This is a genomic window from Nocardia sp. NPDC056564, assembly GCF_042793755.1.
Lineage (GTDB): Bacteria > Actinomycetota > Actinomycetes > Mycobacteriales > Mycobacteriaceae > Nocardia.
This window is the reverse complement of the sequence record NZ_JBHTUR010000042.1, coordinates 1-23,591: the sequence shown is the minus strand read 5'-3', so window position 1 is coordinate 23,591 and position 23,591 is coordinate 1. Positions and strand designations below refer to the sequence as shown.

General features: G+C 68.9%; 25 protein-coding genes. 5 read left to right on the top strand and 20 right to left on the bottom strand.

Going from position 1 to position 23,591, the window contains the following annotated elements:
- Positions 1-4 precede the first annotated feature (4 nt).
- The 6 genes from whiA to ACFQ9K_RS45170 form a co-directional block, all read right to left on the bottom strand.
- Positions 5-988: a DNA-binding protein WhiA gene (gene whiA / locus ACFQ9K_RS45195; RefSeq protein WP_040736336.1), complete on the bottom strand. Its 984-nt coding sequence runs from the start codon at positions 986-988 to the stop codon at positions 5-7.
- Entirely contained in the window at positions 979-2,025 is a 1,047-nt protein-coding gene (gene yvcK / locus ACFQ9K_RS45190; protein ID WP_378722047.1) for a uridine diphosphate-N-acetylglucosamine-binding protein YvcK, read from the bottom strand. Before yvcK ends, whiA begins: the two co-directional genes overlap by 10 nt.
- Positions 2,022-3,002, bottom strand: a complete 981-nt coding sequence (rapZ, locus tag ACFQ9K_RS45185; RefSeq protein ID WP_378722048.1) for an RNase adapter RapZ — start codon at positions 3,000-3,002, stop codon at positions 2,022-2,024. Before rapZ ends, yvcK begins: the two co-directional genes overlap by 4 nt.
- A gap of 175 nt (positions 3,003-3,177) precedes the next feature.
- Positions 3,178-5,184: an excinuclease ABC subunit UvrC gene (gene uvrC / locus ACFQ9K_RS45180; protein WP_378722049.1), complete on the bottom strand. Its 2,007-nt coding sequence runs from the start codon at positions 5,182-5,184 to the stop codon at positions 3,178-3,180.
- 190 nt (positions 5,185-5,374) lie between these two features.
- Positions 5,375-5,827, bottom strand: a complete 453-nt coding sequence (locus ACFQ9K_RS45175; RefSeq protein WP_378722050.1) for a hypothetical protein — start codon at positions 5,825-5,827, stop codon at positions 5,375-5,377.
- A gap of 103 nt (positions 5,828-5,930) precedes the next feature.
- Positions 5,931-6,626: an HAD family hydrolase gene (locus ACFQ9K_RS45170; protein WP_378722051.1), complete on the bottom strand. Its 696-nt coding sequence runs from the start codon at positions 6,624-6,626 to the stop codon at positions 5,931-5,933.
- 254 nt (positions 6,627-6,880) lie between these two features.
- Here ACFQ9K_RS45170 and ACFQ9K_RS45165 point away from each other — a divergent pair, with 254 nt between their 5' ends.
- Positions 6,881-8,845, top strand: a complete 1,965-nt coding sequence (locus tag ACFQ9K_RS45165) for a gamma-glutamyltransferase family protein (protein WP_378722052.1) — start codon at positions 6,881-6,883, stop codon at positions 8,843-8,845.
- Positions 8,846-9,005: 160 nt separating this feature from the next.
- Here ACFQ9K_RS45165 and ACFQ9K_RS45160 read toward each other — a convergent pair whose 3' ends face one another.
- The 5 genes from ACFQ9K_RS45160 to ACFQ9K_RS45140 form a co-directional block, all read right to left on the bottom strand.
- Positions 9,006-9,545 carry a GNAT family N-acetyltransferase gene (locus tag ACFQ9K_RS45160; protein WP_378722053.1) on the bottom strand — a complete coding sequence of 180 codons (540 nt, stop codon included), beginning with the start codon at positions 9,543-9,545 and terminating at the stop codon, positions 9,006-9,008.
- 407 nt (positions 9,546-9,952) lie between these two features.
- Entirely contained in the window at positions 9,953-10,456 is a 504-nt protein-coding gene (locus ACFQ9K_RS45155) for a PH domain-containing protein (protein ID WP_378722054.1), read from the bottom strand.
- Between the two features lie 116 nt (positions 10,457-10,572).
- Positions 10,573-11,052 carry a 6,7-dimethyl-8-ribityllumazine synthase gene (gene ribH / locus ACFQ9K_RS45150; RefSeq protein ID WP_218470125.1) on the bottom strand — a complete coding sequence of 160 codons (480 nt, stop codon included), beginning with the start codon at positions 11,050-11,052 and terminating at the stop codon, positions 10,573-10,575.
- 21 nt (positions 11,053-11,073) lie between these two features.
- On the bottom strand, positions 11,074-12,318 hold the full coding sequence (locus ACFQ9K_RS45145; protein ID WP_378722055.1) for a bifunctional 3,4-dihydroxy-2-butanone-4-phosphate synthase/GTP cyclohydrolase II: 1,245 nt from the start codon (positions 12,316-12,318) through the stop codon (positions 11,074-11,076).
- Between the two features lie 76 nt (positions 12,319-12,394).
- Positions 12,395-13,018 carry a riboflavin synthase gene (locus ACFQ9K_RS45140; protein WP_378722056.1) on the bottom strand — a complete coding sequence of 208 codons (624 nt, stop codon included), beginning with the start codon at positions 13,016-13,018 and terminating at the stop codon, positions 12,395-12,397.
- Between the two features lie 588 nt (positions 13,019-13,606).
- Here ACFQ9K_RS45140 and ACFQ9K_RS45135 point away from each other — a divergent pair.
- Positions 13,607-14,077 carry a hypothetical protein gene (locus tag ACFQ9K_RS45135; RefSeq protein WP_378722057.1) on the top strand — a complete coding sequence of 157 codons (471 nt, stop codon included), beginning with the start codon at positions 13,607-13,609 and terminating at the stop codon, positions 14,075-14,077.
- Positions 14,078-14,090: 13 nt separating this feature from the next.
- Here the strand turns inward: ACFQ9K_RS45135 and rpe are convergent, their stop codons facing one another.
- A complete protein-coding gene (gene rpe / locus ACFQ9K_RS45130; protein WP_378722071.1) occupies positions 14,091-14,747 on the bottom strand; it encodes a ribulose-phosphate 3-epimerase in 657 nt (218 codons plus the stop codon).
- Positions 14,748-14,843: 96 nt separating this feature from the next.
- Here rpe and ACFQ9K_RS45125 point away from each other — a divergent pair, with 96 nt between their 5' ends.
- Complete coding sequence (locus ACFQ9K_RS45125) at positions 14,844-15,266, top strand: ATP-binding protein (protein WP_378722058.1); 423 nt, start codon at positions 14,844-14,846, stop codon at positions 15,264-15,266.
- A 140-nt stretch (positions 15,267-15,406) separates the two neighbouring features.
- Positions 15,407-16,171, top strand: a complete 765-nt coding sequence (locus ACFQ9K_RS45120) for a SigB/SigF/SigG family RNA polymerase sigma factor (RefSeq protein WP_378722072.1) — start codon at positions 15,407-15,409, stop codon at positions 16,169-16,171.
- On the opposite strand, the gene ACFQ9K_RS45115 is transcribed toward ACFQ9K_RS45120, so the two are convergent.
- The 8 genes from ACFQ9K_RS45115 to ACFQ9K_RS45080 all read right to left on the bottom strand — a co-directional run bounded on the left by ACFQ9K_RS45115 (position 16,172) and on the right by ACFQ9K_RS45080 (position 23,374).
- Positions 16,172-16,519 (bottom strand): MmcQ/YjbR family DNA-binding protein, encoded by a 348-nt coding sequence (locus ACFQ9K_RS45115; RefSeq protein WP_378722059.1) that lies wholly within the window; start codon positions 16,517-16,519, stop codon positions 16,172-16,174.
- Positions 16,520-16,571: 52 nt separating this feature from the next.
- Positions 16,572-17,879: an RsmB/NOP family class I SAM-dependent RNA methyltransferase gene (locus tag ACFQ9K_RS45110; RefSeq protein ID WP_378722060.1), complete on the bottom strand. Its 1,308-nt coding sequence runs from the start codon at positions 17,877-17,879 to the stop codon at positions 16,572-16,574.
- A gap of 917 nt (positions 17,880-18,796) precedes the next feature.
- Positions 18,797-19,339 carry a hypothetical protein gene (locus ACFQ9K_RS45105; RefSeq protein WP_378722061.1) on the bottom strand — a complete coding sequence of 181 codons (543 nt, stop codon included), beginning with the start codon at positions 19,337-19,339 and terminating at the stop codon, positions 18,797-18,799.
- Positions 19,336-20,259, bottom strand: a complete 924-nt coding sequence (gene fmt / locus ACFQ9K_RS45100) for a methionyl-tRNA formyltransferase (protein WP_378722062.1) — start codon at positions 20,257-20,259, stop codon at positions 19,336-19,338. Before fmt ends, ACFQ9K_RS45105 begins: the two co-directional genes overlap by 4 nt.
- Positions 20,259-20,825: a peptide deformylase gene (gene def, locus ACFQ9K_RS45095; protein ID WP_378722063.1), complete on the bottom strand. Its 567-nt coding sequence runs from the start codon at positions 20,823-20,825 to the stop codon at positions 20,259-20,261. The genes fmt and def overlap by 1 nt, the downstream gene beginning before the upstream one ends.
- Positions 20,826-20,963: 138 nt before the next feature.
- Positions 20,964-21,971, bottom strand: coding sequence for an esterase/lipase family protein (locus tag ACFQ9K_RS45090; protein WP_378722064.1), 1,008 nt, complete (start codon positions 21,969-21,971; stop codon positions 20,964-20,966).
- A gap of 61 nt (positions 21,972-22,032) precedes the next feature.
- Entirely contained in the window at positions 22,033-22,686 is a 654-nt protein-coding gene (locus ACFQ9K_RS45085) for a PadR family transcriptional regulator (protein WP_378722065.1), read from the bottom strand.
- 103 nt (positions 22,687-22,789) lie between these two features.
- Positions 22,790-23,374: a TetR/AcrR family transcriptional regulator gene (locus ACFQ9K_RS45080; RefSeq protein WP_378722066.1), complete on the bottom strand. Its 585-nt coding sequence runs from the start codon at positions 23,372-23,374 to the stop codon at positions 22,790-22,792.
- A gap of 71 nt (positions 23,375-23,445) precedes the next feature.
- Between ACFQ9K_RS45080 and ACFQ9K_RS45075 the strand changes: the two genes are divergently transcribed.
- A partial coding sequence (locus tag ACFQ9K_RS45075; RefSeq protein ID WP_378984578.1) for an NAD-dependent epimerase/dehydratase family protein occupies positions 23,446-23,591 on the top strand: 146 nt, incomplete at its 3' end.

Below are 23,591 nucleotides of genomic sequence, written 5' to 3'. Positions count from 1 at the left end.
CTGGTCAGGCCTCGTCGAGTAGCTCGGCGGTGACGGCCGACTCGGTGTCGGGGATGCCGAGCTCCTTGGCGCGCCGGTCCGCCATCGACAGCAGACGCCGAATCCGGCCCGCCACAGCGTCTTTCGTCATCGGCGGGTCGGCCAGCTGGCCGAGCTCCTCCAGCGACGCCTGCCGGTGCTGCACGCGCAGCTTGCCCGCGGCGGCGAGATGGTCGGGCACGTCGTCGCTGAGGATCTCCAGCGCGCGCTCCACCCTGGCGGCCGCGGCGACCGCGGCCCTGGCCGAGCGGCGCAGGTTGGCGTCGTCGAAGTTGGCCAGCCGGTTCGCGGTGGCCCGCACCTCGCGGCGCAGCCTGCGCTCCTCCCAGACGATCCGGGTGCCGTGCGCGCCCATCCGGGTGAGCAGCGCGCCGATCGCCTCGCCGTCGCGCACCACGACCCGGTCGGTGCCGCGCACCTCCCGCGCCTTGGCGGTGATGCCCAGCCTGCGGGCCGCGCCGACGAGCGCGAGCGCCGCCTCCGGACCCGGGCAGCTGACCTCCAGCGCGGACGAACGACCCGGCTCGGTGAGCGAGCCGTGCGCGAGAAACGCTCCGCGCCAAGCGGCTTCGGCGTCCGCGATGCTGCCGCCGACCACCTGGGCGGGCAGGCCGCGCACCGGACGACCGCGGACATCGAGCAGCCCGGTCTGCCGGGCCAGCGCCTCGCCCTCCTTGGACACGCGCACCACGTAGCGGGAGGTCTTACGCAGACCGCCCGCGCCGAGCACGTGCACATCGGAGCCGTAGCCGTATAGCTCGAAGATCTCCCGGCGCAGCCTGCGGGCGATGGAACCCATGTCCACCTCGGCCTCGACGATCACCCGCCCGCCGACGATGTGCAACCCGCCCGCAAAACGCAGCAACGCGGACAGTTCCGCCTTGCGGGAACTGACTTGCGACACCGTGAGCCTGCTCAGCTCGTCTTTCACATCGGCTGTCATCGCCACGAGACGCGCTCCTTTCCACCCAACCCGGAACGCACATCCTGACCCATGTGCCGTCCCTCGACTCGAAGCCCTGCCATTTGCGGCCGAGGTTGCCGGATCAGTTGATCCAGTGCGGCGGCAAGCTTTCCGGGGTGATGCCGGTCCGTCCCCGCCTCGGCGACATCGGAGAAGGTTACCCGTGCGCGCAGCTGTTCGGCGGCTCTCGCCACATGTTCTCTTTCGCGACCCTCGGGCACCGACCCCGAATCGACCAAAACTTCGTCGACCACGAATTCCGGTGCGTGCTGGGACAATACATGCAGGTGCCGTTCGGCGGAGAAACCCGCCGTTTCGCCGGGCTCGGCGGCGAGATTCAGCACCAGAACTTTTCTGGCTCGGGTGTACACCAGCGCCTCTCGTAGTTCGGGGACGAGCACATGGGGGATGACGCTGGTGAACCAGGAACCTGGTCCGAGAACGACCACATCGGCGTGTTCGATGGCCGAGGTGGCTTCCTGACTGGCCGGCGGATCGGACGGGATCAGCCGCACCCGCCGGACTTTACCGGGCGTGGTCGCGATCGCGACCTGGCCGCGAATGCAGCGGCTGACCCGCGGATCCGCTTCCAGCCCAGCCACATCCGCTTCGATGTCGAGCGCGATCGGCGACATCGGCAGCACCCGTCCGGTGATGCGCAACATCTTCGCGACCTCGTCGAGCGCGGCGACCGGGTCGCCGAGCACCTCGGTCAGCCCGGCCAGGATGAGGTTGCCGACCGAGTGACCGGCGAGCGCGCCGGTGCCGCCGAAGCGGTGCTGCACGGTCTGGGTCCAGACGCCGTCGGCGTCCGCGGCCAGGGCGGCCAGCGCCATCCGCAGGTCGCCGGGCGGCAGCACGCCTAGCTCGGCGCGTAAGCGACCGGACGAGCCGCCGTCGTCGGCGACCGTGACGACCGCGCTGATCTTCCTGGTCAACCGCCGGACCGCGGTCAACGTCGCGTACAGGCCGTGCCCGCCACCCAGCGCGACGATCGCGGGGTCGGATTCCCAACCGGTCATTCGCGCCCCAGATCCCGATGCACGACCCGTACCACGTCGGCGGATCCCTCGGGCACGCCGGTGCCCTCGCTGATCAGTTCGCCGAGCGCCTCGGCGATCGCCACGCTGCGGTGCTTGCCTCCGGTGCAGCCCACTGCCACCGTCATGTATCGCTTCCCCTCTTGGCGGTACCCGTTCATGGTCAGCTCGACCAGGTGGTGGCAGGTACGCAAATAGTCGTCCGCGCCGGGGCGCGACAATACGTACTCGCTCACCACTGATTCCTGACCAGTGTGTTCCCGCAATTCCGGTATCCAATGTGGATTAGGTAGAAAACGCACATCCAACACCATGTCGGCGTCGAGTGGAACCCCATGCTTGAAGCCGAAGGACTGCACGGTGAGCTGCAAGGCGCTCGGCACGCCGCCGCCGAAGGCCTCCTCCAGCTTGCGGTGCAGCTGGTGGATGGACAGTTCGGTGGTGTCGATGACCAGGTCCGCCGCGGTTTTCACGGCCGAGAGCCGGATCCGTTCGGCGGCGATGCCCGCCGAGAGCGTGCCGTCCTTGCTCTCGCTCTGCAACGGATGCCTGCGCCGGGCGAAACCGAAGCGCCGGATGAGCACGTCGTCGGAGGCTTCGAGGAACAGCACCTTGGTTTCGATGCCGAGCCTGTGCAGTTGATCGGTGACCACCGAGAGATCGCCGGTGAAGAACCGGCTGCGCACGTCCATCACCAGGGCGAGGCTGCGGATCGGCGGCTCGGCGGAGGCGCCGAGTTCGACCATCCGGCCGATCAGCTCCGGCGGCAGGTTGTCGGCCACATACCAGCCGAGATCCTCGAGCACGCGGGCCGCGGTGCCACGGCCCGCGCCGGATAGTCCGGTCACGATGACGACTTCGACCTGCGGGTTCGCCGCTGCGACAGCGCTCGAGGGGCCGGCCCGCCCCTCGGTCTGTCGCGGATTACCCGCAGTGTTGTTCGATTCGACGCGTGTCATGTCCTATGGGATCCGTCTCTTGGGTACCTCTCGAATCATCCCGCACCGGTCCCGGTATCGGGCGCAGACATGCGTGATTACCTTCCGTGGAGCAGCTGGACGGTTCACAAACATGTGATGGAACGGTACCGAGGATATAGGGGGATGGCAGGGAAGCAGATGATTCCGATGTTTCTCAGCCTCCTTGCAGGGCGTCGAGTACGGCTTTGGCGGTCGCCAGCCCGATGCCGGGGACCTCGGTGATCTCCTCCACCGTGGCCTGTTTCAGCTTCGCGACCGAACCGAAATGGGTAACCAGTGCGGTTCGGCGCGCCGCACCGAGCCCGGGGACCGAGTCCAGCGCCGATGCGGTCATCCGGCGGGAACGTTTGCTGCGGTGGAAGGTGATGGCGAAGCGGTGCGCCTCGTCGCGGACCCGTTGCAGCAGAAACAGGGCCTCGCTGTTGCGCGGCATGATCACCGGGTCGCTCTCCCCCGGCACCCAGACCTCTTCGAGACGTTTGGCCAGGCCGATCACCGCGACGTCGGTGATGCCGAGTTCGTCGAGCACCTCGGCCGCCGCCGCGACCTGGGGCGCGCCGCCGTCGACCACATACAGGTTGGGCGGGTACGCGAACTTGCGCGGGCGGCCCGTGTTCGGGTCGATGCCCGGGCGGGACACGAGATCCGCTGTGTCGTCGGCGTTTTCGGCCTCCAGGTCCTCGGCGGCCAGCAGGTCGCGTTCCTTCTGCAACTTGTAGAACCGCCGCCTGGTCACCTCGCGGATGCTGCCGACGTCGTCGGAGCGGCCGTCGCCGGCCGCCTCCTTGATCGTGTAGTGCCGGTACTCCGACTTGCGGGCCAGGCCGTCCTCGAACACCACCAGCGAGGCGACCACGTCGGTGCCCTGCACGTGGCTGATGTCCACGCATTCGATCCGCAGCGGGGCGCTGTCGAGTTCGAGCGCGTCCTGAATCGCTTGCAGCGCAGCCGATCTCGAGGTGAGATCGCCCGCACGCTTGAGCTTGTGCTGTTGCAGCGCCTCCATCGCGTTGCGCTGCACGGTCTCGGCGAGCGCCTTCTTGTCGCCGCGCTGCGGCACGCGCAGCTGCACGGCCGAGCCGCGCAGGTTGGACAGCCACTCCTGGAGCTGGTCGGCGTCGGCCGGGAGTTCGGGGACCAGCACCTCGCGCGGGACCACGGTGGCGGGCTGCTCGGACTCGCCGAGTTCGGCCACCGCGACCTGCTCGCCGTAGAACTGGGTGAGGAACTGCTCGACCAGCACGCCCAGCTCGCCGCCCGCCTCGGGCGCGTCGATGGCGTCGCCGGATTTGTCCACCACCCAGCCGCGCTGACCGCGAACCCGGCCGTCGCGGACGTGGAAGATCTGCACCGCCGCCTCCAGCTCATCGGTGGCGAAGGCGATCACGTCGGCGTCGGTGCCGGTGCCGAGCACGACCGCCTGCTTCTCCAGCGCGCGGCGCAGGGCCTGCACGTCGTCGCGCAGCCGGGCGGCGTTCTCGAAGTCCAGGTCTTCGGCGGCCTCCTGCATGCGGCGTTCCAGCTGGCGCACCATCCGGTCGGTGCGGCCGGCCAGGAAGTCGCAGAAGTCCTCGACGATCTGGCGGTGCTCGTCCGCGCTGACCCGGCCGATGCACGGCGCCGAGCACTTGTCGATGTAGCCGAGCAGGCAGGGGCGGCCGATCTGATTGTGCCGCTTGAACACTCCGTTGGAGCAGGTGCGCGCGGGGAACACGCGCAGCAGCAGGTCCAGGGTTTCCCGGATCGCCCAGGCGTGCGCGTACGGGCCGAAGTAGCGCACGCCCTTCTTGCGCGCGCCGCGGTAGACGAACAGGCGCGGGAACTCCTCGTTCAACGTCACCGCGAGCACCGGGTACGACTTGTCGTCGCGGTAGCGCACGTTGAAGCGGGGGTCGAATTCCTTGATCCAGTTGTATTCGAGCTGGAGCGCCTCCACCTCGGTGGAGACGACCGTCCACTCCACGCTCGCGGCGGTGGTCACCATCTGCCGGGTGCGCGGATGCAGGGAAGCGACGTCGGCGAAGTACGAGTTCAGCCTGCTGCGCAGGCTCTTTGCCTTGCCGACATAGATGACCTGCCGATGTGCGTCCCGGAACTTGTACACCCCGGGTTCGACGGGAATCGTGCCCGGCTTGGGCCGGTACGTCGCTGGATCTGCCACCCGTCAAGCCTATCGAGCAGGTCCGACAGGTCCGCCACAGCGCCGGGTTCGGCGCGTTCGCGGCGTCGCGCGGTAGGTGCGGTCGCGGTGGGCCACCGAAACGCACTGCGGGACATACGGTTCGCGGCGGACCGGACGATCGACGCGCTGCGCCCGGCCGCACCCGTCACCAACTCGGACATCCGCCGGCCTACGACTGGATGCCGAACCAGTGCTTCGCTTCGGGGCGGGTGAGCTGGAAGACGACGACGATCGATGCGCCGAGCGAATACAGCACCGCGACAATCCATTGCGCGAAGGGCACGTCCAACGGATGGGTTTGCCAGCCGACCACGGCTTGGGCGAGCGCCAGGCTGATCGCCAGCACGCGCACGCCGCTCGCGCCGCGGGTGAATCCGCCGACGACGAGCGCGAGCAGCCAGCTGCACAAGAACTGAATGGCCGCGCCACCTGCGGCTTCGGCGCCGAGCATCAGGCCCATGAGGATCGTGTAGGCGAGGCCGAATCCCGCCAGTCCCCAGGCGGCCTCGCGCGCCTCCCTTGCCGGTTCGGGCAGCGCGGTGAGCGCCCATAATCGCTCGGCTACGGCTAAATCATCGTCCGAAGACTCAGCGCCCACGGCGCCCCCCACTTCCCGATCCACACGCTCTCGGCCCGGATCAACGGGCGCGGGCAGAACGGTAGAGCACCGGGACGAGTCGGACAACCCGGACGAGGTAACCGTTTATCCGAGAGTGATCAGCCGTTCATTCGCCGCGCGAAAGCCCGTGCTCGCGTAGCGCGTCCAGCAGGCCGGTCGGGCGTTGCTCGGTCGGGACCGGGTCCACCAGGGCGAATCGGCAGCCGAGCGCGGTCGCGCCGCCGTCCGCCTCGGCACTGTCGCCGATCATCAGGGCGGCGTCGGGTTCGACGCCGAGTTTGGCGAGGGTGGCGGCGAAGATGCGCGGATCGGGTTTGACCGCGCCGATCTCGAAGGAGAGGGCGAAGGCGTCGACGTAGCGGTCCCAGTCGCGGGAGACGAAGGCCGGGCGGATGTCGAAGGCGATATTGCTCACGACGGCGACCTGAATGCCTTGGCCCGCAAGCAGAGTCAGCACCTCGCCGACGTCCGGGTAGGGGGTCCAGGCCAGCGGATCGATCAGGCGGCGGTAGAGGAACTCCGCCTGATCCGCGGTCGGCACCCCGGACTTGGTGAGGACCTCGAGGTAGGCCTGCCGGTGCAACTTCGGGTCCAGGTCGCGGTTGTCCCACGCGTACTGGCCCGCCGGACCGAACTCCACGAGCTGCTCGACCGGCGCCGTCATCCGGCGCAGCAGCTCGGCCTCCTCGTGCACGTCGAAGGCGCGGCCCTCGGCCGTGACCAGCTCGTCACCCCACCAATCCTTCTCCTCCAGTCGAAACAACGTCCCGGAATAGTCGAAGAGCACCGCCTCGATGGTCACCGCACCAGCGTACCGACGGGTCCGTCGCGGACGAGGTCGTCGCAGGCCAGCGCGGTGTCTCGGCGCACCTGTGCGACAACCGATGGCGCGCAACCGAGTTCGTCCGGATCCGGCCCGCCCCTTCGACACCGTGGGCGCGGGTCGTCGACCAGCCCGGCCCGTGCAACTCGCGCCGACGGCGGCCGCGGGCCCGGGCGCCGCGTTGGTGCGACAAACTCTCCCGCGCGGTCGGTGCCGAGCGCTAGAGTCCCCCCATGAAGCGCACGCGAGGTACGTGGACGGGTGTGGCGGCGGCGTTGCTGCTCACCCTCGGGACGGTGACGGCTTGTTCGTCCGACGAGGACAAGGCGAGCAACGTCTGCGACACGGTGCCGAACGGCACGCCGGTGGCCGCGACGTCACCCGGCGCGCCGGCCGGCAAGACGCCGGACATCAGCACCAACCCGGAGATCGCCACCGGCTACCGGTCCGCGATGACCCCCGTGCACACGAAGACGTTCGCGGTGTCCACGGCGAATCCGGTGTCGACCAAGGCGGCGTGCGCGGTGCTGCGCGACGGCGGCACCGCCGCGGACGCGCTGATCGCGGCGCAGGCCGTGCTCGGCCTGGTGGAACCGCAGGCCTCGGGCATCGGCGGCGGCTCGTTCCTGGTGTACTACGACGCCGCGGCGAAGACCGTCGACGCGTATGACGGGCGCGAGGTCGCGCCCGCGGCGGCGACCGAGAACTATCTGCGCTGGGTCGACGACGCCAACCGGACCGAGCCGAAGCCGAACGCGCGCGCCAGCGGCCGGTCCATCGGCGTGCCCGGGGTGCTGCGAATGCTGGAGATGGCACATCGCGACCACGGCAAGACCGGCTGGCGTGAGCTGTTCGATCCGGCCATCGGCCTCGCCGATCGCGGTTTCCCGATCAGTCCCCGATTCGCCGGGCAGATCGCGGAGTCGGCCAAGGATCTCGCCCTCGACGACGCCGCGAAGGCCTACTTCCTCAATCCGGACGGCACCGCCAAGACCGCCGACACCGTGCTGACCAACCCGGCCATGTCGAAGACCCTGAGCGCCATCGCCGCCGAGGGCGCCAACGCGTTCTACACCGGCGCCATCGCCCGCGACATCGTCGACGCCGCCACCACGACCTCCGGCGGCCGCACCCCGAGCCTGATCACCACCGCCGACCTGGCGAACTACCAGGCCAAGAAGCGCACCGCCCTCTGCACCACCTACCGCACCCACGAGATCTGCGGCATGCCCGCCCCGTCCTCCGGCGGCAGCACGGTCGCCGCGACCCTCGGCATCCTGGAGAACTTCGACCTCGCCGCGTTGCCCCCGGACAATCTCGGTTCCGGCGCGGACGCGCGCAACGGCGGCAAGCCGAAGGCCGACGCGGTGCACCTCATCGCGGAGGCCGAGCGACTCGCCTACGCCGACCGCAACAAGTACGTGGCCGACCCGGATTTCATTCCGCTGCCCGGTAATTCGATCCAGACCCTGCTGAACAAGGACTACCTCAAGCAGCGTGCCGCGCTGATCGACCGCGGTCACAGCATGGGCACCGCACAGCCCGGCGACTTCGGCCCGGTCCCGGTCGGCATCGGCCCGCAGCCGCCCGAGCACGGCACCAGCCACATCTCCGTCGTGGACAAATACGGCAACGCCGCGTCGATGACCACCACGGTGGAATCCGCGTTCGGCTCGTTCCACCTGGTCGACGGGTTCGTGCTGAACAACCAGCTCACCGACTTCTCCGCCGACCCGCTCGGCACCGATGGCGCGCCGGTCGCGAATCGCATCCAGCCCAACAAGCGCCCGCGCAGCTCGATGGCCCCCACCCTGGTCTTCGACAAGGCCGCCGACGGCACCCGCGGCCAGCTCACCCACGTCACCGGCTCCCCCGGCGGCTCGGTGATCATCCAGTTCGTCGTGAAAACCCTGATCGGCATGCTCGATTGGGGCCTCGACCCGCAACAGGCCGTGTCCGCGCTGTCCTTCGGCGCGGGCAACGCCCCCGCCACCGGCCTCGGCGGCGAACACCCCAGCATCAACACCGCCGACAACGGTAACAACGATGCCCTGGTCACCCGTCTGCGCCAACTAGGCCACCAGGTCTCGGTCGCCCCCCAATCCAGCGGCCTCAGCGCCCTCCAACGCGAACCCGACGGCTGGATCGGCGGCGCCGACCCCCGCCGCGAGGGCGCGGTCCTCGGCGACACCCGCTGACGAAACCCCGCAACAGCCAGATCCGCACCCATACTCGGCATCCGCACTCCTCTTGCGAGCCGCACTCTCACTCGCGGACCGAACTCGAAATAGGGCCCTATTCCGTGTTCGGATCCCGAGACGAAGTGCGGATCCCGAGTGGGGTGCGGCGTTGGGGCGGTCAGCGGGATAGGAGCATGGGGTAGACGACGGGGCCGTGGTCGATGGGCAGTTCACCCTGTTGAACGAAGCCGAAGCGTTGGTAGAAGGACAGACTGGCGCGGGTGTTGGAGACGACGAAGCAGGGTTCGGCGGAGGTGGCCAGGCGCTGTTCGAGCAGGGATGACGCGAAGCCGCGGCGCTGGGCGTCCGGGTGGGTGCCGACGGCGGCCAGGTAGAGGTGCGGGGTGTCCGGGCGGATGTCCTCCATCTGCCGCGAGGCCGCCAGGGCGCGCGGGAGGCTGCCCTTCAGGGTCCGGAACAGGCTGAACGGCTTGGCGATCGACGACACGATGCCGGCCGGTTCCCACAGCGCGACGCTGACGATGTTCCCGTTCTCGTCGCACGCCGAGTCGACCATGCCGGTCTCGGCGCGCGAGGCGATGCGCGAATCCCAGAACGACGGCAACGCCTGCTGCCGGATCGCCGGACGCGGCCAGAGATAGGTCATCAGCGGATCCTCGGCGAAGGCCGCCGCGAGGACGAACGCACCGGTCTGCATACCTGAAGATTAACCGGCAAACGCAGCGCTACCCCACCACGCACGCCCGACACGCGCTCCGCGTCGAGTTGCCGGCGGAAGCGCTGACCCACCTTCGCCCGGCGCACATCGAGCGCGGAAGTCCGCGACACCGTGCTCGCCCGCACCGCCGTGGCCGAGCGGAGCGCGTGGACCGATTGGGCCATAAGGCTTCTCGGCATCGGCTCATCGACGGCGGGTACTCGAACGATCGGCTGATCGCATAGGGCAGACGCCGGACATCATCCACAAGCGCAACACCAAGCGGTTCCGGTCGACGATGGGCGGCGACGGGCGCACGGCGATCGATACTGAAGGCGAAACTCGCTCGAGGACCTACGCGCGCCGGCGCGCGACGATCCGCAAAACAGCAGCAACACCGCCGCCGATCACCCCTGGTCGGCCGTGTACTTCGCGCCCAGTTCGCGGAGCCTGTCCATCGCCAGCGCGGCGTATTCCTTGTCGTTGGAACGAATCGCCAGCATCGGCACGTAATCGTCGTTGACGAGTTCGAGCCGGGCCCACGCCTTCTTGTCCGGGAACGTGACACCACGCACGGTGTTCCACGGGAAATCGCTGTCGCCCAAGATGTTTCGGACAGACACCCCGCTGGCGCCGACGCGCACCCGGGGCCGGGTGAGCAGCAGCACGGCCGCGGCGATCAGCAACCCGATGCCGATCATGGCGAGCTGATCGGCCACGCGGAAGTTCACCCCCGTGGACCCGGTGCGCAACCAGACACCGCCGGCCAGGAAGGCGACGGCGATCACGGCGGCGACGATCCGCGCCGTGCGCACGGCCCGCCGGGGGCGCACCTCGAGTTCCCACTCAGGCGAATCCCCCTGCCCCGCAGCGGGTTCGGCGCTCCTTCGAAAGATGCGGACGACCGGCATCAGTTACGCACCCCTCCGCGCATAGTGCGGCACCGCACGGTAGGACCGACCCCGCCCAGCCGGGCCTCGCCCGCCGCCGGCCGGTGCCACCGGGTTGAGCAGGCCCTGCCCGCCCACTAGGCCGACTGCCGCAGCGACCGGAGGGTGAGTGCGGCATCCAGCGCGGCGGCGCAGGCCTGCTCGCCCTTGTTCTCGGCCGAACCGGGCAGCCCGGCCCGATCCAGCGCCTGCTCCTCGTCGTTGGTGGTGAGCACCCCGTTCGCGACGGGCGTGCCCGCGTCCAGCGACACCCGGGTGAGCCCGGCGGTCACCGCATCGCACACGTACTCGAAATGCGGTGTGCCACCGCGAATCACCACGCCGAGCGCGACCACCGCGTCGTGCGTGCGCGCCAGCTCCTGCGCCACCACGGGCAGCTCCATCGCACCGGCGCAGCGCACCACCGTGACGTGCAGGACTCCGGCGTCCTTGGCCACCTGCTCGGCGTTCGCCACCAGGGTGTCGCAGATCGTGGTGTGCCAGCGCGACGCGACGATGCCGAGTTTCAGGTCCTTGGCATCCGCGAGCGCGAAAGTCGGTACGCCGGTACCGCTCATCGATGATTCCCCTTCGGTGAATTAGCGGGCGGTCTCGCCCAGATCGATGTCGTCGAGCCCGATCAGGTCGTGACCCATCCGGTCACGCTTGGTGCGCAGGTAGCGCAGGTTTTCGGCGTTGGCGCGCAACGGCATCGGCACCCGGTCGGTGATCTTGAGCCCGTATCCGTCCAGGCCGACCCGCTTGGCCGGATTGTTGGTGAGCAGCCGCATCGACCGAATCCCGAGGTCGACCAGGATCTGCGCGCCGGTGCCGTAGTCGCGCGCGTCGGCGGGCAGCCCGAGCTCCAGGTTCGCGTCGACCGTGTCGTGGCCGGAGTCCTGCAACTGGTAGGCCTGCAGCTTGTGCATGAGCCCGATGCCGCGGCCCTCGTGCCCGCGCATGTAGAGCACCACGCCGCGGCCCTCCTGGGCCACCATCTCCAGCGCGGCGTCGAGCTGCGGACCGCAGTCGCAGCGCAGCGAGCCGAACACGTCACCGGTGAGGCACTCCGAATGCACCCGCACCAGCACGTCCTCGCCGTCGGCCAGGTCGCCGCGCACCAGCGCGACGTGCTCGACCTCGTCGTAGATGCTCTGGTAGCCGACGGCCATGAATTCGCCGTGCGCCGTGGGGATCCGCGCCTCGGCGACCCGGATGACGTGCTTCTCGTGCCTGCGCCGCCAGGCGATCATGTCGGCGATGGAGATCAGCGCGAGGTTGTGCTCGTCGGCGAAGACGCGCAGCTCCTCGGTGCGGGCCATGTGGCCCTCGTCCTTCTGGCTGACGATCTCGCAGATCACGCCGGCCGGACGCAGCCCGGCCATCCGGGACAGGTCGACCGCGGCCTCGGTGTGGCCGGGCCTGCGCAGCACCCCGCCGTCCTTCGCGCGCAGCGGCACCACGTGGCCGGGGCGGGTGAAGTCGTCGGCCTTGGCCTCGTCGGAGGCGAGCAGACGCATGGTGGTCGCGCGGTCGGCGCCCGAGATGCCGGTGGTGATGCCCTCGCGGGCGTCGACCGACACGGTGTAGGCGGTGCCGTGCTTGTCCTGGTTCATCGCGTACATCGGCGGCAGGCCGAGGCGATCGCAGTCGTCTCCGGTCAGGGGCACGCAGATGTAGCCGGAGGTGTAGCGGATCATGAAGGCCACCAGCTCCGGGGTGGCCTTCTCCGCCGCGAAGATGAGGTCGCCCTCGTTCTCGCGGTCCTCGTCGTCGACGACGACGACCGCCTTACCGGCGGCGATATCGGCGACGGCGCGCTCGATGGTGTCGAACCTGGTCACGTCTGTTGTGCTCCATCTCGAAATAGGTCCGCCCCTACACTACGGCGTCGCTCGCGGATGTTGACCGCCCGGCCGTTCACCCGCGTTGCTGCAGACGCTCGACGTACTTGGCGATCACGTCCACCTCCAGATTGACCGTCGTGCCGACGGTGGCGAAGCCGAGATTGGTGAGGGCGAGCGTGGTGGGGATGAGTGAGACCTCAAACCAGTCCTTGCTGCCCGCTTCGGCGGGCTCGTCGGCGACGCCGAGACCGGAGACGGTGAGCGAGATGCCGTCGACGGTGATCGAGCCCTTCTCCACCACGTAGCGGGCGATCGAGTCGGGCAGCGAGATGCGCACGACCTCCCAGTTCTCCGAGGGGGTGCGGGAGAGCACGGTGCCGGTGCCGTCGACGTGGCCCTGCACGAGATGTCCGCCGAGGCGGCTGTTCAGCGCGGCGGCCCGTTCCAGGTTGACCTTGGATCCGGTGTCCAGCTTGCCGATGCTGGAGCGGTTCAGCGTTTCCTGCATCACGTCGACGGTGAACGAATCGCCGCCGATCACCTCGACGACGGTCAGGCAGACGCCGTTCACCGCGATCGAGTCGCCGTGCCCGGCATCGGAGGTCACCAGCCCGCCCCGGATCGTCAGCCGGGCGGCGTCGGCCAGCCGCTCGGTGGCGACGATCTCGCCCAGTTCCTCGACGATGCCTGTGAACATGCCTGACTCCCTGTCGCGTCGTAGTCCCCGGTTGCGGAACAGCCCGGCCGCGACGGGTATTCCCGCCGGTCGGTACCGCTGGATCCCAGCTTAACGACGGCTCGTCGTAGGGGACACCACGGTTCCACCGAAGGAAACCATCGGACCACTTCCCGGCAACCGCCGAGGGAACCAAACCGTCAGCCGGGCGACACCCCGCCAGAGCAAACGGCCAATAACGAATCAATTCACAATTGAGTTCGAGCATGCGGAAATATCGCGCATTTACTGCCGGTAAGAATTGTTTGTTCGCACTATGGATACCGCATAATTGCGTTTGCAGACCTCTAGCAACCCGCGAATCCTGGGCATACCCATCGGCAACACACTTTTAACGTTTGCTTGCGCCGTGACCGAAATAGACGCAATATTGTTATGTAGCTGATTCCTTCCGTTCGACTTCCGCACCGGACGGTTCGATGCGGAACCGTTCGACCTGGTGACGCGCCTGCGTCGGCCAGGAAGTTCGACCCAGGGATTGTCCACCACTCGAGGAAGTCAGATAACCACAGTGGGTCAAATCAAGTTCGACACAGTTGGGGGCGCGGAGTGACCACTCTTCTCGATTCGACGCTGGAAGTTCGCTGCGTGCAGTACCGTCGGGAATTGCACCTGCCCGCCTCGATCGATCCCACCTCGCGTCGCATTCTGTTGCATATCGGCGCCCATTACGGCGCCATCACCATGCCTGCCGATCTCGGCGAACGGGTACAGCAACGACTCGAGCAAGCCGCCATCGCCGGCCCGGTCGTCGATCATCCGCGCGCCAAGCGCTGGACCTTCCTGACCGGTCCGTACCGGCCGGACACCCTCACCGCCGCGGTCTCCGCCGAGCTGTTCCGGCTGTACGCGACGGTCGCCTGCACCGGCAGCCAGGTCGTCTTGCCCTCGCCGGAGGACGAGCACACCGGCTATCGCACCTGGATCCGCCCGCCCGAGGCGGCGACCACCCGGCCGCCGCTCAACGCGGTGATCGAGGCGACCAGGGCCGTCGGCACCCGCAAAGTCCGCGCGCTGTAACCGTTTTCGCGGATCAGACGGTACGCAGCGCGGCGGCCTGCCTGCGCAGCGCCTCGACGGCCGCACCCGGATCGGCCGTGTTGTAGACCGCGGACCCGGCGACGAAGCAGTCGATGCCCGCCTCCGCGGCGGCCTCGATCGTGTCGGTATTGATGCCGCCGTCGATCTCGACCAGCAGCCGCAACTCGCCCGCGTCCACCAGATTGCGCACGATGCGCGCCTTGTCCAATACATCGGCGATGAACGACTGACCGCCGAAGCCGGGCTCGACGCTCATCACCAGCAGCGTGTCGAACGACCGCAGAATCTCCAGGTACGGCTCGATCGGTGTGTTCGGTTTCACCGAAAGGCCGGCCTTGGCGCCGGCCGCGCGGATATCGCGGGCCACCGCGACCGGATCGTCGGTCGCCTCGGCATGGAAGGTCACGTTGTACGCGCCCGCCTCGGCGTACGGCGGCGCCCAGCGACCCGGATCCTCGATCATCAGGTGGCAGTCGAGCGGAATGTCGGTCGCCTTCAGCAGGCTCTCGACCACCGGGAGTCCGAGGGTCAGGTTCGGCACGAAGTGCGCGTCCATCACGTCGACGTGTAGCCAGTCGGCGCCGGCGACCGCGCGCGCCTCGTCCGCGAGGTGGGCGAAGTCGGCGGAAAGGATGGAGGGGGCGATCATCGGGACGGCCGGGCGCGCGTAAGTCGGGGTGGACACAACGCCGCAGTCTATCGGTAGTGGGGGTTGCCCAGCGCGCGAGTGGGTAGCCTGATGAGGGTGATCAACATTTCGGCGGAACAGGGGCTGTACAGCACCCCGGTGGAGATTCGGGTGGCCGCATCGGTCACACAGCTGCCCATCGTTCGTGGGCTCGCCGAAACTCTCGTGCTACTAAGCGATTTCACGCTCGACGAGGTGGCAGACATCCGGCTCGCCGTCGATGAGGTCTGCTCGACCTTGATCGCCGTCGCCAAGCCCGGCAGCAGCCTGAACTGCCGATTCACCGTGGGCGAGACCGAACTGCTGGTCCACGTCAGTGGGATCGCCGGCAAGGAGGGCTTACCGGATCAGCGCAGCTTCGGCTGGCACGTGCTGCGCACGCTCACCGATGAGGTGCAGGCAACCCAGGATTCGTTCGATTCGACGGTTTCCGGATATCCGACGACGGTCGAGTTCCGTCGGGTCCGGGGGAAAGCGTAGTGCCGGACGAGGACACCGTGTTCGACTCTGATCGCGACGACAACGCCGATACCGTCACCGACGAGGCGGACAATCCCGCCGACGAGGCGGAGACCGTCACCACCGAGGACGCCGCCGAGGAGACCGAGACCCTCGAAGCCGTGAAGACCGTCGCCGGCTACGACGACGTCGGGTTGCTGTTCGAACAGCTGGGCGCGAGCAAGCCGGGGACCGCGCGGCACACCGCGATTCGCGCCGAGCTGATCAGTCGCTGCATTCCGCTGGCCGATCACATCGCGCGCAAGTTCAGCGGGCGCGGTGAGCCGTTCGACGATCTGACCCAGGTCGCGCGGGTCGGGCTGGTGCACGCGGTCGATCGTTTCGATGTCGAGCGCGGGTCGAACTTCCTGTCCTTCGCGGTGCCCACCATCATGGGCGAGGTCCGCCGATACTTCCGCGACAACACCTGGGCGATGCGAGTCCCGCGGCGGGTCAAGGAGACTCACCTGCGGATCGGTGCGGCGATCGACGCGCTGTCCCAGCGGCTCGGCCGATCACCCACCGCCAAGGAGATCGCCGCCGAACTCGACGTGGACCCGGACGAGGTCACCCAGGCCGTCATCGCCGGCAACGCGTACCAGCCGAGTTCCATCGACGCGGCCACCCTCGGGCGCGACACCGACGCCTCGCTGCTGGACACGCTCGGCGAGGAGGAGACCCAATTCGACCGGGTCGAAGAGTATGTCGCGATCCGGCCGCTGCTGGCCGGGCTGCCCGAGCGGGAGCGGCGCATCCTCACCATGCGGTTCTTCGAGTCGATGACGCAGACCCAGATCGCACAGCAGATGGGGATCTCGCAGATGCACGTCTCCCGCATCCTCGCGAAAACCCTGGCCCGGCTGCGGGAACAGTCCAGCCGGGAGTGATTACGCCTGGAACTCGCGTTGCCCGCGTATCCTCGCCGGGGCGGTGAGCCACCATGCGTCGTCCAGCATTTCCCGAAGTTGTTCGCGGGCAACGCGTTCCAGGTCGATCAGGATGAAGCCGAGCCCGTCGTAGTGCGGGGTCGTATAGAACGCCGGATCGCCGGAGGCCAGTAGCGCCTCCTTCTCGGCGAGATCGCACACCAGGGCCAACCCGCCCTCGGCCTCCACCCGCAACCGGCACAACCCCTTCCCACCGACCTTCAACGCCGGACTACGCCACCACGTCGATTCCTCGACACCGGGCAACTTCGTCCCGAGCTTCACCACGTCTTCCCACGTCAGCGCCATTTCCCCAGTCTGCACCACCGGAGACGTGCAGTCTTGGACAAATGGCGACTGGTCAGGGTTTGCGGAGGGCGGCCATGAACATGGCGTCGGTGCCGTGGCGGTGGGGCCAGAGTTGGGCGGTGGGGCCGTCGCCGATGTCGGTGACGCCGGGGAGGAGTTCCCGGGTGTCGAGTTGCTCGGCGCCGAGGCGGCGGACGGCGTCGGCTACCACCACTACCGTTTCCTGGAGGTGGGGTGAGCAGGTGGAGTACAGGAGGACGCCGCCTGGGCGCAGGAGATCCCATGCGGCGGTGAGCAATTCACGTTGCAGAGTGACGAGTTCGGCGACGTCGGCGGGGGTGCGGCGCCAGCGGGCCTCCGGGCGGCGGCGCAGCGCGCCGAGGCCGGTGCACGGGGCGTCGACCAGGATGCGGTCGTAGCCGGGGGTCAGTCCGCTGTCGCGGCCGTCGGTGACGTGGACGTCGACCGGCAGGCCCTGCACGGACTTGCGGACGAGTTCGGCGCGGTGTTCGGCGGGTTCGACGGCGTCGACGTGGAACCCATCGATCGCGGCGAGCGTACCGAGCAGGGCCGCTTTGCCGCCCGGGCCCGCACACAGGTCCAGCCAGCGGCCGCCGTCCGAGCCGGTCAACGGGGCGCGGGTCAGTGCGAGCGCGACGAGCTGACTGCCCTCGTCCTGCACGCCGGCCATGCCGTCGCGGACCGGCTCGAGCTTGCCGGGGTCGCCGCCGTCCAGGTACACCGCGTACGGCGACCAGCGACCCTCTTCGCCGCCGGTGACCAGCGCCAATTCCTCGGCGGTGATCTCACCGGGCCGGGCGACCAGGTGGACCGCGGGCCGCGCGTCATCGGCGGCCAACGCGTCGCGCAGTTCCCCGGCCCGCGCGCCGAGCGCGTCGGCGAACGCCTGCGCGATCCACACCGGATGGGCGAACTCGAAGGCCAGCCGCCCCACCGGATCCTTCGGCGCGAGCTGCTCGACCCACTCCTCGACCGTCTTCTCCCCCGCGCGCCGCAGCACCGCGTTCACGAATCCCGCTTTGCCCGCGCCGAATTCGGCCCGCGCGAGCGCCACCGATGTATCGACCGCCGCGTGCGCCCCGATCCGAGTCCGCAGCAGCTGATACACGCCCAGCCGCAACACATCCAGCAGGGCACCATCGATCTCCGCGATCGGCCGGCCGGCCCCCGCTTCGATCACCGCATCGAGCAGCCCGAGTGAACGGCATGCCCCATACGCGAGCTCGGTCGCCAACGCCGCGTCCCGCCCGGTGATCCGCCGCTCCCGAAGCAGCCCCGGCAGCACAAGATTCGCATACGCGTCCCGCTCCCGCACCGCCCGCAACACGTCCCGCGCCACCAGCCGAGGAGCGTCGGCGGAATCCCCCGCGGCAGGGCGTCCCCCCGCGGCCGGTCCCCGATCCTTCGCCCCACCACCACGTTTCGACGACGCACCCGGCGTTCCGGCCCGATCGACCGGCCGCGAACCCCGCTGCGCCGAACCGCCGCGCCCGAACTGTGCGCCCGCAGCAGATTTCGACGAACCCGCTCTCCGCGGAGAACGGTCGCCACCCGCCTCCCCCGCACCCTCGCGACCGGAGTCCGACCGCGACCCACCGGCATTCGAACGAGATGCCGAACGACCAGGGCTAGCTCCCCCGGAACTCTTCGCCGATCCCGCACCCCGCCCCACGTCTGACCGCCCGGCCGACCGCGAACCACCCCGCGCCGACTCGCCACCGCGTGCCGCTGACGGCCGACTCGCACCATCGGCCGATCGTGGACGATCCTGACCCGAACCGTAGCGGCCCGAATCCGATCGTGGCTCATCGGTGTTCGAGCGCGGCGAACGGCCGATCGCGCCATTCACCGCGCGCGGGCGGCCCTGTGCCCCCGCACTACGACCGGACTCGGACCGCGGTCCACCGGCATTCGAACGACCGATCGTGCCATCTACCGACCGTGGACCCTGTGGCGACTCGCCTCGACCGGACTGCGGGCGTCCCGCACCGGATCCATCCGCGTTCGATGAGGCCGCGCGGCGGGCCGGACGCTCACCTGTCGACTCGGCGGACCGGTTCCACTTCGCTTGTGCGGGGCGCTGGTTCGCGTTGGTGGGTCGTCCGCGCGGGTCGTCGCGCCGGGCGGGGGACTGTCGCGCGGAGTCGCCCGCGCGTGCGCTGTTCGTTCGGGCGCTGGCCTTTCCGCGCCCCGCCGCCGTGCCATTCGCCCGCGACGAATCATGAGACTCGTTGCCGCGCTTGCGCTCCGGGGGTGTCATGCGACCACCGAACCCTGCGCGAAACCGGCGGCCCGGTCGAGTAGTGAATCTGGGTACCGTGCCGTCATGCTCCACCGCTCTCGTTGAGGTCGCGGCGCGTGGCCACGGGTATAAGGACTCCGACCATCGGCGGCCGCGCAGGGATCCTGCGGTCCGCGCCGCCAGGCAACCGCCGCATCGAGCCGCGTATGCGACCTGAGACCCACTGCGACGACATCACAGCGGCCCGATTCCCGCAGCGCAGCAGTCACGCTGTCCGGTTGGCGCAGCGCAGCAGTCACGCTGTCCGGCTCGCACAGCGCAGCAGTCACGCTGTCCGGCTCGCACAGCGCAGCAGTCACGCTGTCCGGCTCGCACAGCGCAGCAGTCACGCTCTCCGGTTGCCGCGGCACAGCGGTCATCTGGTTCGGGCGATAGACCAACGCGACACCCCTACGCCCGGCGGCAAACGCATTGCGCCACAACAGCATTGGGAACTCACCGCGAACCAGCGTGCGCTCCGGCAGAGGCGTACGAGCGCAACGATCGAAGACCGTCACTCGAACACCGCGCCGGGCTGCAATCGCGCACCGCGGGCCCAGTCGAGGGCGGCCATCATGCGTTTGCCCTGCGGCTGAACCTGATTCAGGCGGATAGCGGTGGTCGCGGTGCCGACGAAGACACCGGACTTGCGGACCTCGATGGTCCGCGGCGGCAGCTCCTCCTCGACCAGCTCGACCGGACCGAGCTTCAGGCGGTTGCCGTCGACCTCGGTCCAGGCTCCTGGGGCGGGGGTCACCGCGCGAATGCGGCGGCCGATGGCGAGCGCGGGCAGGTCCCAGCGGATGTGCGCGGCCTCCGCGGTGATCTTGGGGGCGTGCGAGATGCCCTCGGTGGACTGCGGAACCGCTTGCAGGGTCCCGTCTTCCACGCCGTCGAGGGTCGCCTCCAGCAACTGGGCGCCGCTCACCGAAAGCCGTTCGAGCAGTTCGCCCGCGGTATCGGTGACGGCGATCTTCTCGGTCACCATGCCGAACACCGGACCGGTGTCGAGCCCGGCCTCGATCTGGAACGTGGACGCGCCGGTGATCTCGTCACCCGCGTCGATCGCGGCCTGCACCGGCGCCGCGCCGCGCCAGGCGGGCAGCAGCGAGAAGTGCAGGTTGATCCAGCCGAAGCGCGGGATGTCCAGCACCCGCTGCGGCAGCAGCGCGCCGTAGGCGACGACCGGGCAGCAGTCCGGCGCCAGCGCGGTGAGCTCTTCGATGAACTCGGGCTCGGCGGGCCGCCGGGGCGTCAGCACCGGAATCCCGTGCTCGTCGGCCAGCAATCCGACCGGCGACCGAGTCACCTTGCGCCCGCGACCGGCCACCGCGTCCGGCCTGGTCACCACGGCGACCACCTCGTGCCGCCCGGATTCGATCAATCGCCGCAGCGACGGCACGGCCGGCTCTGGCGTGCCCGCGAAAACGATGCGCATCAACGACCCCGTCCGAACGGACCGGCCTGGCCCGTTCCCGTCACCGACCGCGACGGCCGCGCCGTCACGCCCGCACTGAACCAATCGGATTCACGGATGGTCCGCATCGCGTCCTTGCGCGCCGCGGGGTCCAGCCGATCGATGAACAACACGCCGTCGAGATGATCGGTCTCGTGCTGCACGCAGCGCGCCAACAGCCCCTCGGCATCGAACTCGACCGGCGCACCGTGCATGTCGACCCCGCGCGCCCGCACCCGCAGCGCCCGCCGAGTGTCGTAGCGCACCCCGGGAATCGAGAGGCACCCCTCGGGTCCGACCTGCTCCTCGTCGCCGACCACTTCCCACTGCGGGTTCACCAGGTGTCCCGCCGCGTCATGAGTGTCGTACACGAAAACACGCAACCCCACTCCGATCTGCGGTGCGGCCATGCCGACGCCACCATCGTCGTGCATGGTGTCGGTCAGGTCGGTCACCAGCTGCTGAAGTTCCCGGTCGAACGCGGTGACCTCCGCTGCGCGGGCGCGCAGAATGGGATCGCCGAACAGGCGAACAGGCTGAATGGTCACGGCAAACTCCCGGAAGCGGACGAACACGGTCGTCTCATTCTAGTGAGATGGCCGAAGGTCCCCGATCCACCAGCCCGGAGCTGGTAGAACTCCAATGCGGTCGGACGGGGTGCGTTGTCCTCCGTCCGGCCGCCCGGTTCAGGAGTTGCCGGCGATGATCACTTCCGGGATACCGGTGCCGAGCATCACCGGACGGCAGATCGGCGCCGGGGTGGTCGGATCGAGCACGTTCAGCAGCAGTTGCTGCACGAACGGGTCGTAGACCATGTGGAAGTGCCCGGTCAGGTCGACCGGGCAGCGATCCTGCAGGGAGATGTTCTCCGCGCCGGGACCGCGCAGCGCGATATTGCTGTTCGGCTGGATCATCTCGTCGACCTTGCTGCCGATGGTCGTGTACTGCGGGCCGGGCACGGTGTCACCCCCGGCGTTGAGCGCGGTCATGACCTCCGAGCCCTGCGCCTGCTGCACCGCGGCGAGCGAGGTCACCCGCGCGAACGCCTGCAACCCGCCCGGCACCGCCTCGACCACGGGCACCAGTCCGTACATCACCCCGCCGTAACTCGGCGACGCGAGGCCGACCCACTTGCCGACCTTGGGCGCACCGCCGAGCTTGTTGGTGTAGAACCGGGTGACCGAGGCGCCCTGGGAGAATCCGACCAGGTCGACCTGGGTGGCGCCGGTGGCGGCCAGCACGCGGTCGACGAAGTCGCCGATCTGGTACGCGCTGAGCACCACGTCCTCGGTGCCGTAGCTGTCCGCCCCCGGGCTGCCGCCGTAGTTGAGCGCGAAGACGCAGAACCCGGCGGCGGCGAGCTGCGGCGCGATGGCCGAATAGTCCGAGTAGGCACTGGAATCCGTGCCGTGCGCGAGCACCACCGGCCGCGGGTGGCCGGCGTTCGGCTTGCAGTCGAAGTTGTTGGCGCCCAACGGAACCACGTTCTTGTGGGTCTTCAGATAGGCGGCCGCACCGAGATGATCGGTCTGCGGCGGGCCGGGCTGGGTGGGGACCTCGGGCGGGCGGTAACCGGAGGGCGCGGCCTGCGCCGCACCGGTGCCGAGTATTGCTACCACGGCGAGTGCGGCGACCAGCACCGCCTTACCCAAGTGTGAAATTCCCCAAACCCACAAACCCCGAAACTGTCGCATCTCACAATGATCTACTGAACCCGCCCCAAATGCGCGCTCCAGCGCGGTGTTTCACCTGCCGTTACTTTTCGGGGGTCTCGTCTTCGGCCAGGATTCGGTAGAGCGACTTCCTGGTCTCGGTGAGCAGCTCCGCCGCCTTGGCCGCCTGTGCGGGCGTGCCCGCCGCCGCGACCTGGGCGACCGCGCCCATCAGCTGACCGACGAGTTCGCGCAGATCGATGGCCTGCGCGCCGACGTCCTCCTTGACGTCCGCCCACGGGTCGCCCAGCTCGTCCTTGTGCTCGGCGACGTAGGCGGTGCCCGCTTCGGTCAGCTGGGCCGTCTTGCGCCCGGCGACCTTTTCGATGAGGACCAGGCCCTCGTCTTCCAGCTGGGCCAGCGCGGGGTAGATGGACCCCGGGCTCGGACGCCAGACGTCGTCGCTGCGCTCGCGGATCTGCTGGATCAGTTCGTAGCCGTGCATCGGCCGCTCGGTGAGCAGCAGCAGGACCGCCGCGCGCACGTCGCCGCGCCGGCCGCGTCCGCCGCGGCCGCGACCGCGACCGAAGTGCGGTCCGAAACCCGGCCCGAAGCCTGGGCCGAAGCCCGGTCCGAAGTCGGGACCGTGGCCGTGCCGTCCGCCGCGGCGGAACCGCTGACGCGGGTCGAAATCCTCGCCGCCGGGGCGCTGCCGACGGCCACGCCGGCCGAATTCTCGTTGTTCTTGGTGTTCCATGATGGCCTCCTCAGGCTCTCGTGTTCGAATCATGTTGTCGACGATATATCGGCAATGCATCGAACGCAAGGGTTAATTTTCGACCCGGGAGAGACCAGGGGGTTCACGACGCGAGCGAGTCGATCCAGCGCGCGAGCCGGTCCCCTTCCGCCACCATCAGTTCCGGATCGCGGAAGGTGTTGGTGAGCAACGAAATTCCCTGGTAAGCGGCGATCAGGGCGACGGCGAGTTCGCGCGCGTCGGGGCGCCCCATGGCACCGAACTGAACCTCGGCCCAGTCGACGAGCCTGCGCATGACGTCGGCGAGTTCGCGGTCGAGGCCGTCGGCGCGCTTGTCGAGTTCGGTGGCAAGGGTGCCGGACGGGCAACCGAATCGGGCGGCCGTTTCGCGTTCGGCCACCCAGCCGCCGATCAGCGCTTTGAGGCGATCCTGCGGGGTAGGCAGTTGGTCGAGCTGGGCAAGGAGGGCGTCCAGCGCCTGCTCATGGGCGCCGATCGCGGCCTGGACCAGCTGATCCTTGGTTTTGAAGTAGTAGTAGACGTTGCCGACCGGGATGTCGGCGGCGTGCGCGATGTCGGCGATGGTGGTCTTCTCGACCCCCTGCTCGTGGAACACGCGCGCCGCCGCGGCGCCGAGCCGCTCGCGTTTACCACCCTTTGGGCGCTCCGCGGATGCTGAGTTAGTCACATAACTAACTATAGACACGCTGCGGGTTCGTTCGATACGTTCTTGTTAGTCAGTCAACTAACTCAAGCGGGATGGACAACATGATCGTGGTTACCGGGGCAACGGGAAACATCGGCGCGCACCTCGTGCGGGACTTGGCCGCGGCGGGCCAGCAGGTCACGGCGGTGTCGCGCGGCAGCAAGGAGGTCGCGTGGCCGGCGGGGGTGCGTTCGGTGGT

Bases quoted from the DNA above. Each gene is read 5' to 3' on its own strand.
- yvcK (WP_378722047.1), bottom strand. From the start codon at position 2,025: ATGACCGGTTGGGAATCCGACCCCGCGATCGTCGCGCTGGGTGGCGGG.
- rapZ (WP_378722048.1), bottom strand. From the start codon at position 3,002: ATGACACGCGTCGAATCGAACAACACTGCGGGTAATCCGCGACAGACC.
- ACFQ9K_RS45165 (WP_378722052.1), top strand. From the start codon at position 6,881: ATGAAGCGCACGCGAGGTACGTGGACGGGTGTGGCGGCGGCGTTGCTG.
- ACFQ9K_RS45160 (WP_378722053.1), bottom strand. From the start codon at position 9,545: ATGCAGACCGGTGCGTTCGTCCTCGCGGCGGCCTTCGCCGAGGATCCG.
- ACFQ9K_RS45155 (WP_378722054.1), bottom strand. From the start codon at position 10,456: ATGCCGGTCGTCCGCATCTTTCGAAGGAGCGCCGAACCCGCTGCGGGG.
- ribH (WP_218470125.1), bottom strand. From the start codon at position 11,052: ATGAGCGGTACCGGCGTACCGACTTTCGCGCTCGCGGATGCCAAGGAC.
- ACFQ9K_RS45140 (WP_378722056.1), bottom strand. From the start codon at position 13,018: ATGTTCACAGGCATCGTCGAGGAACTGGGCGAGATCGTCGCCACCGAG.
- rpe (WP_378722071.1), bottom strand. From the start codon at position 14,747: ATGATCGCCCCCTCCATCCTTTCCGCCGACTTCGCCCACCTCGCGGAC.
- ACFQ9K_RS45115 (WP_378722059.1), bottom strand. From the start codon at position 16,519: ATGGCGCTGACGTGGGAAGACGTGGTGAAGCTCGGGACGAAGTTGCCC.
- fmt (WP_378722062.1), bottom strand. From the start codon at position 20,259: ATGCGCATCGTTTTCGCGGGCACGCCAGAGCCGGCCGTGCCGTCGCTG.
- ACFQ9K_RS45090 (WP_378722064.1), bottom strand. From the start codon at position 21,971: ATGCGACAGTTTCGGGGTTTGTGGGTTTGGGGAATTTCACACTTGGGT.
- ACFQ9K_RS45085 (WP_378722065.1), bottom strand. From the start codon at position 22,686: ATGGAACACCAAGAACAACGAGAATTCGGCCGGCGTGGCCGTCGGCAG.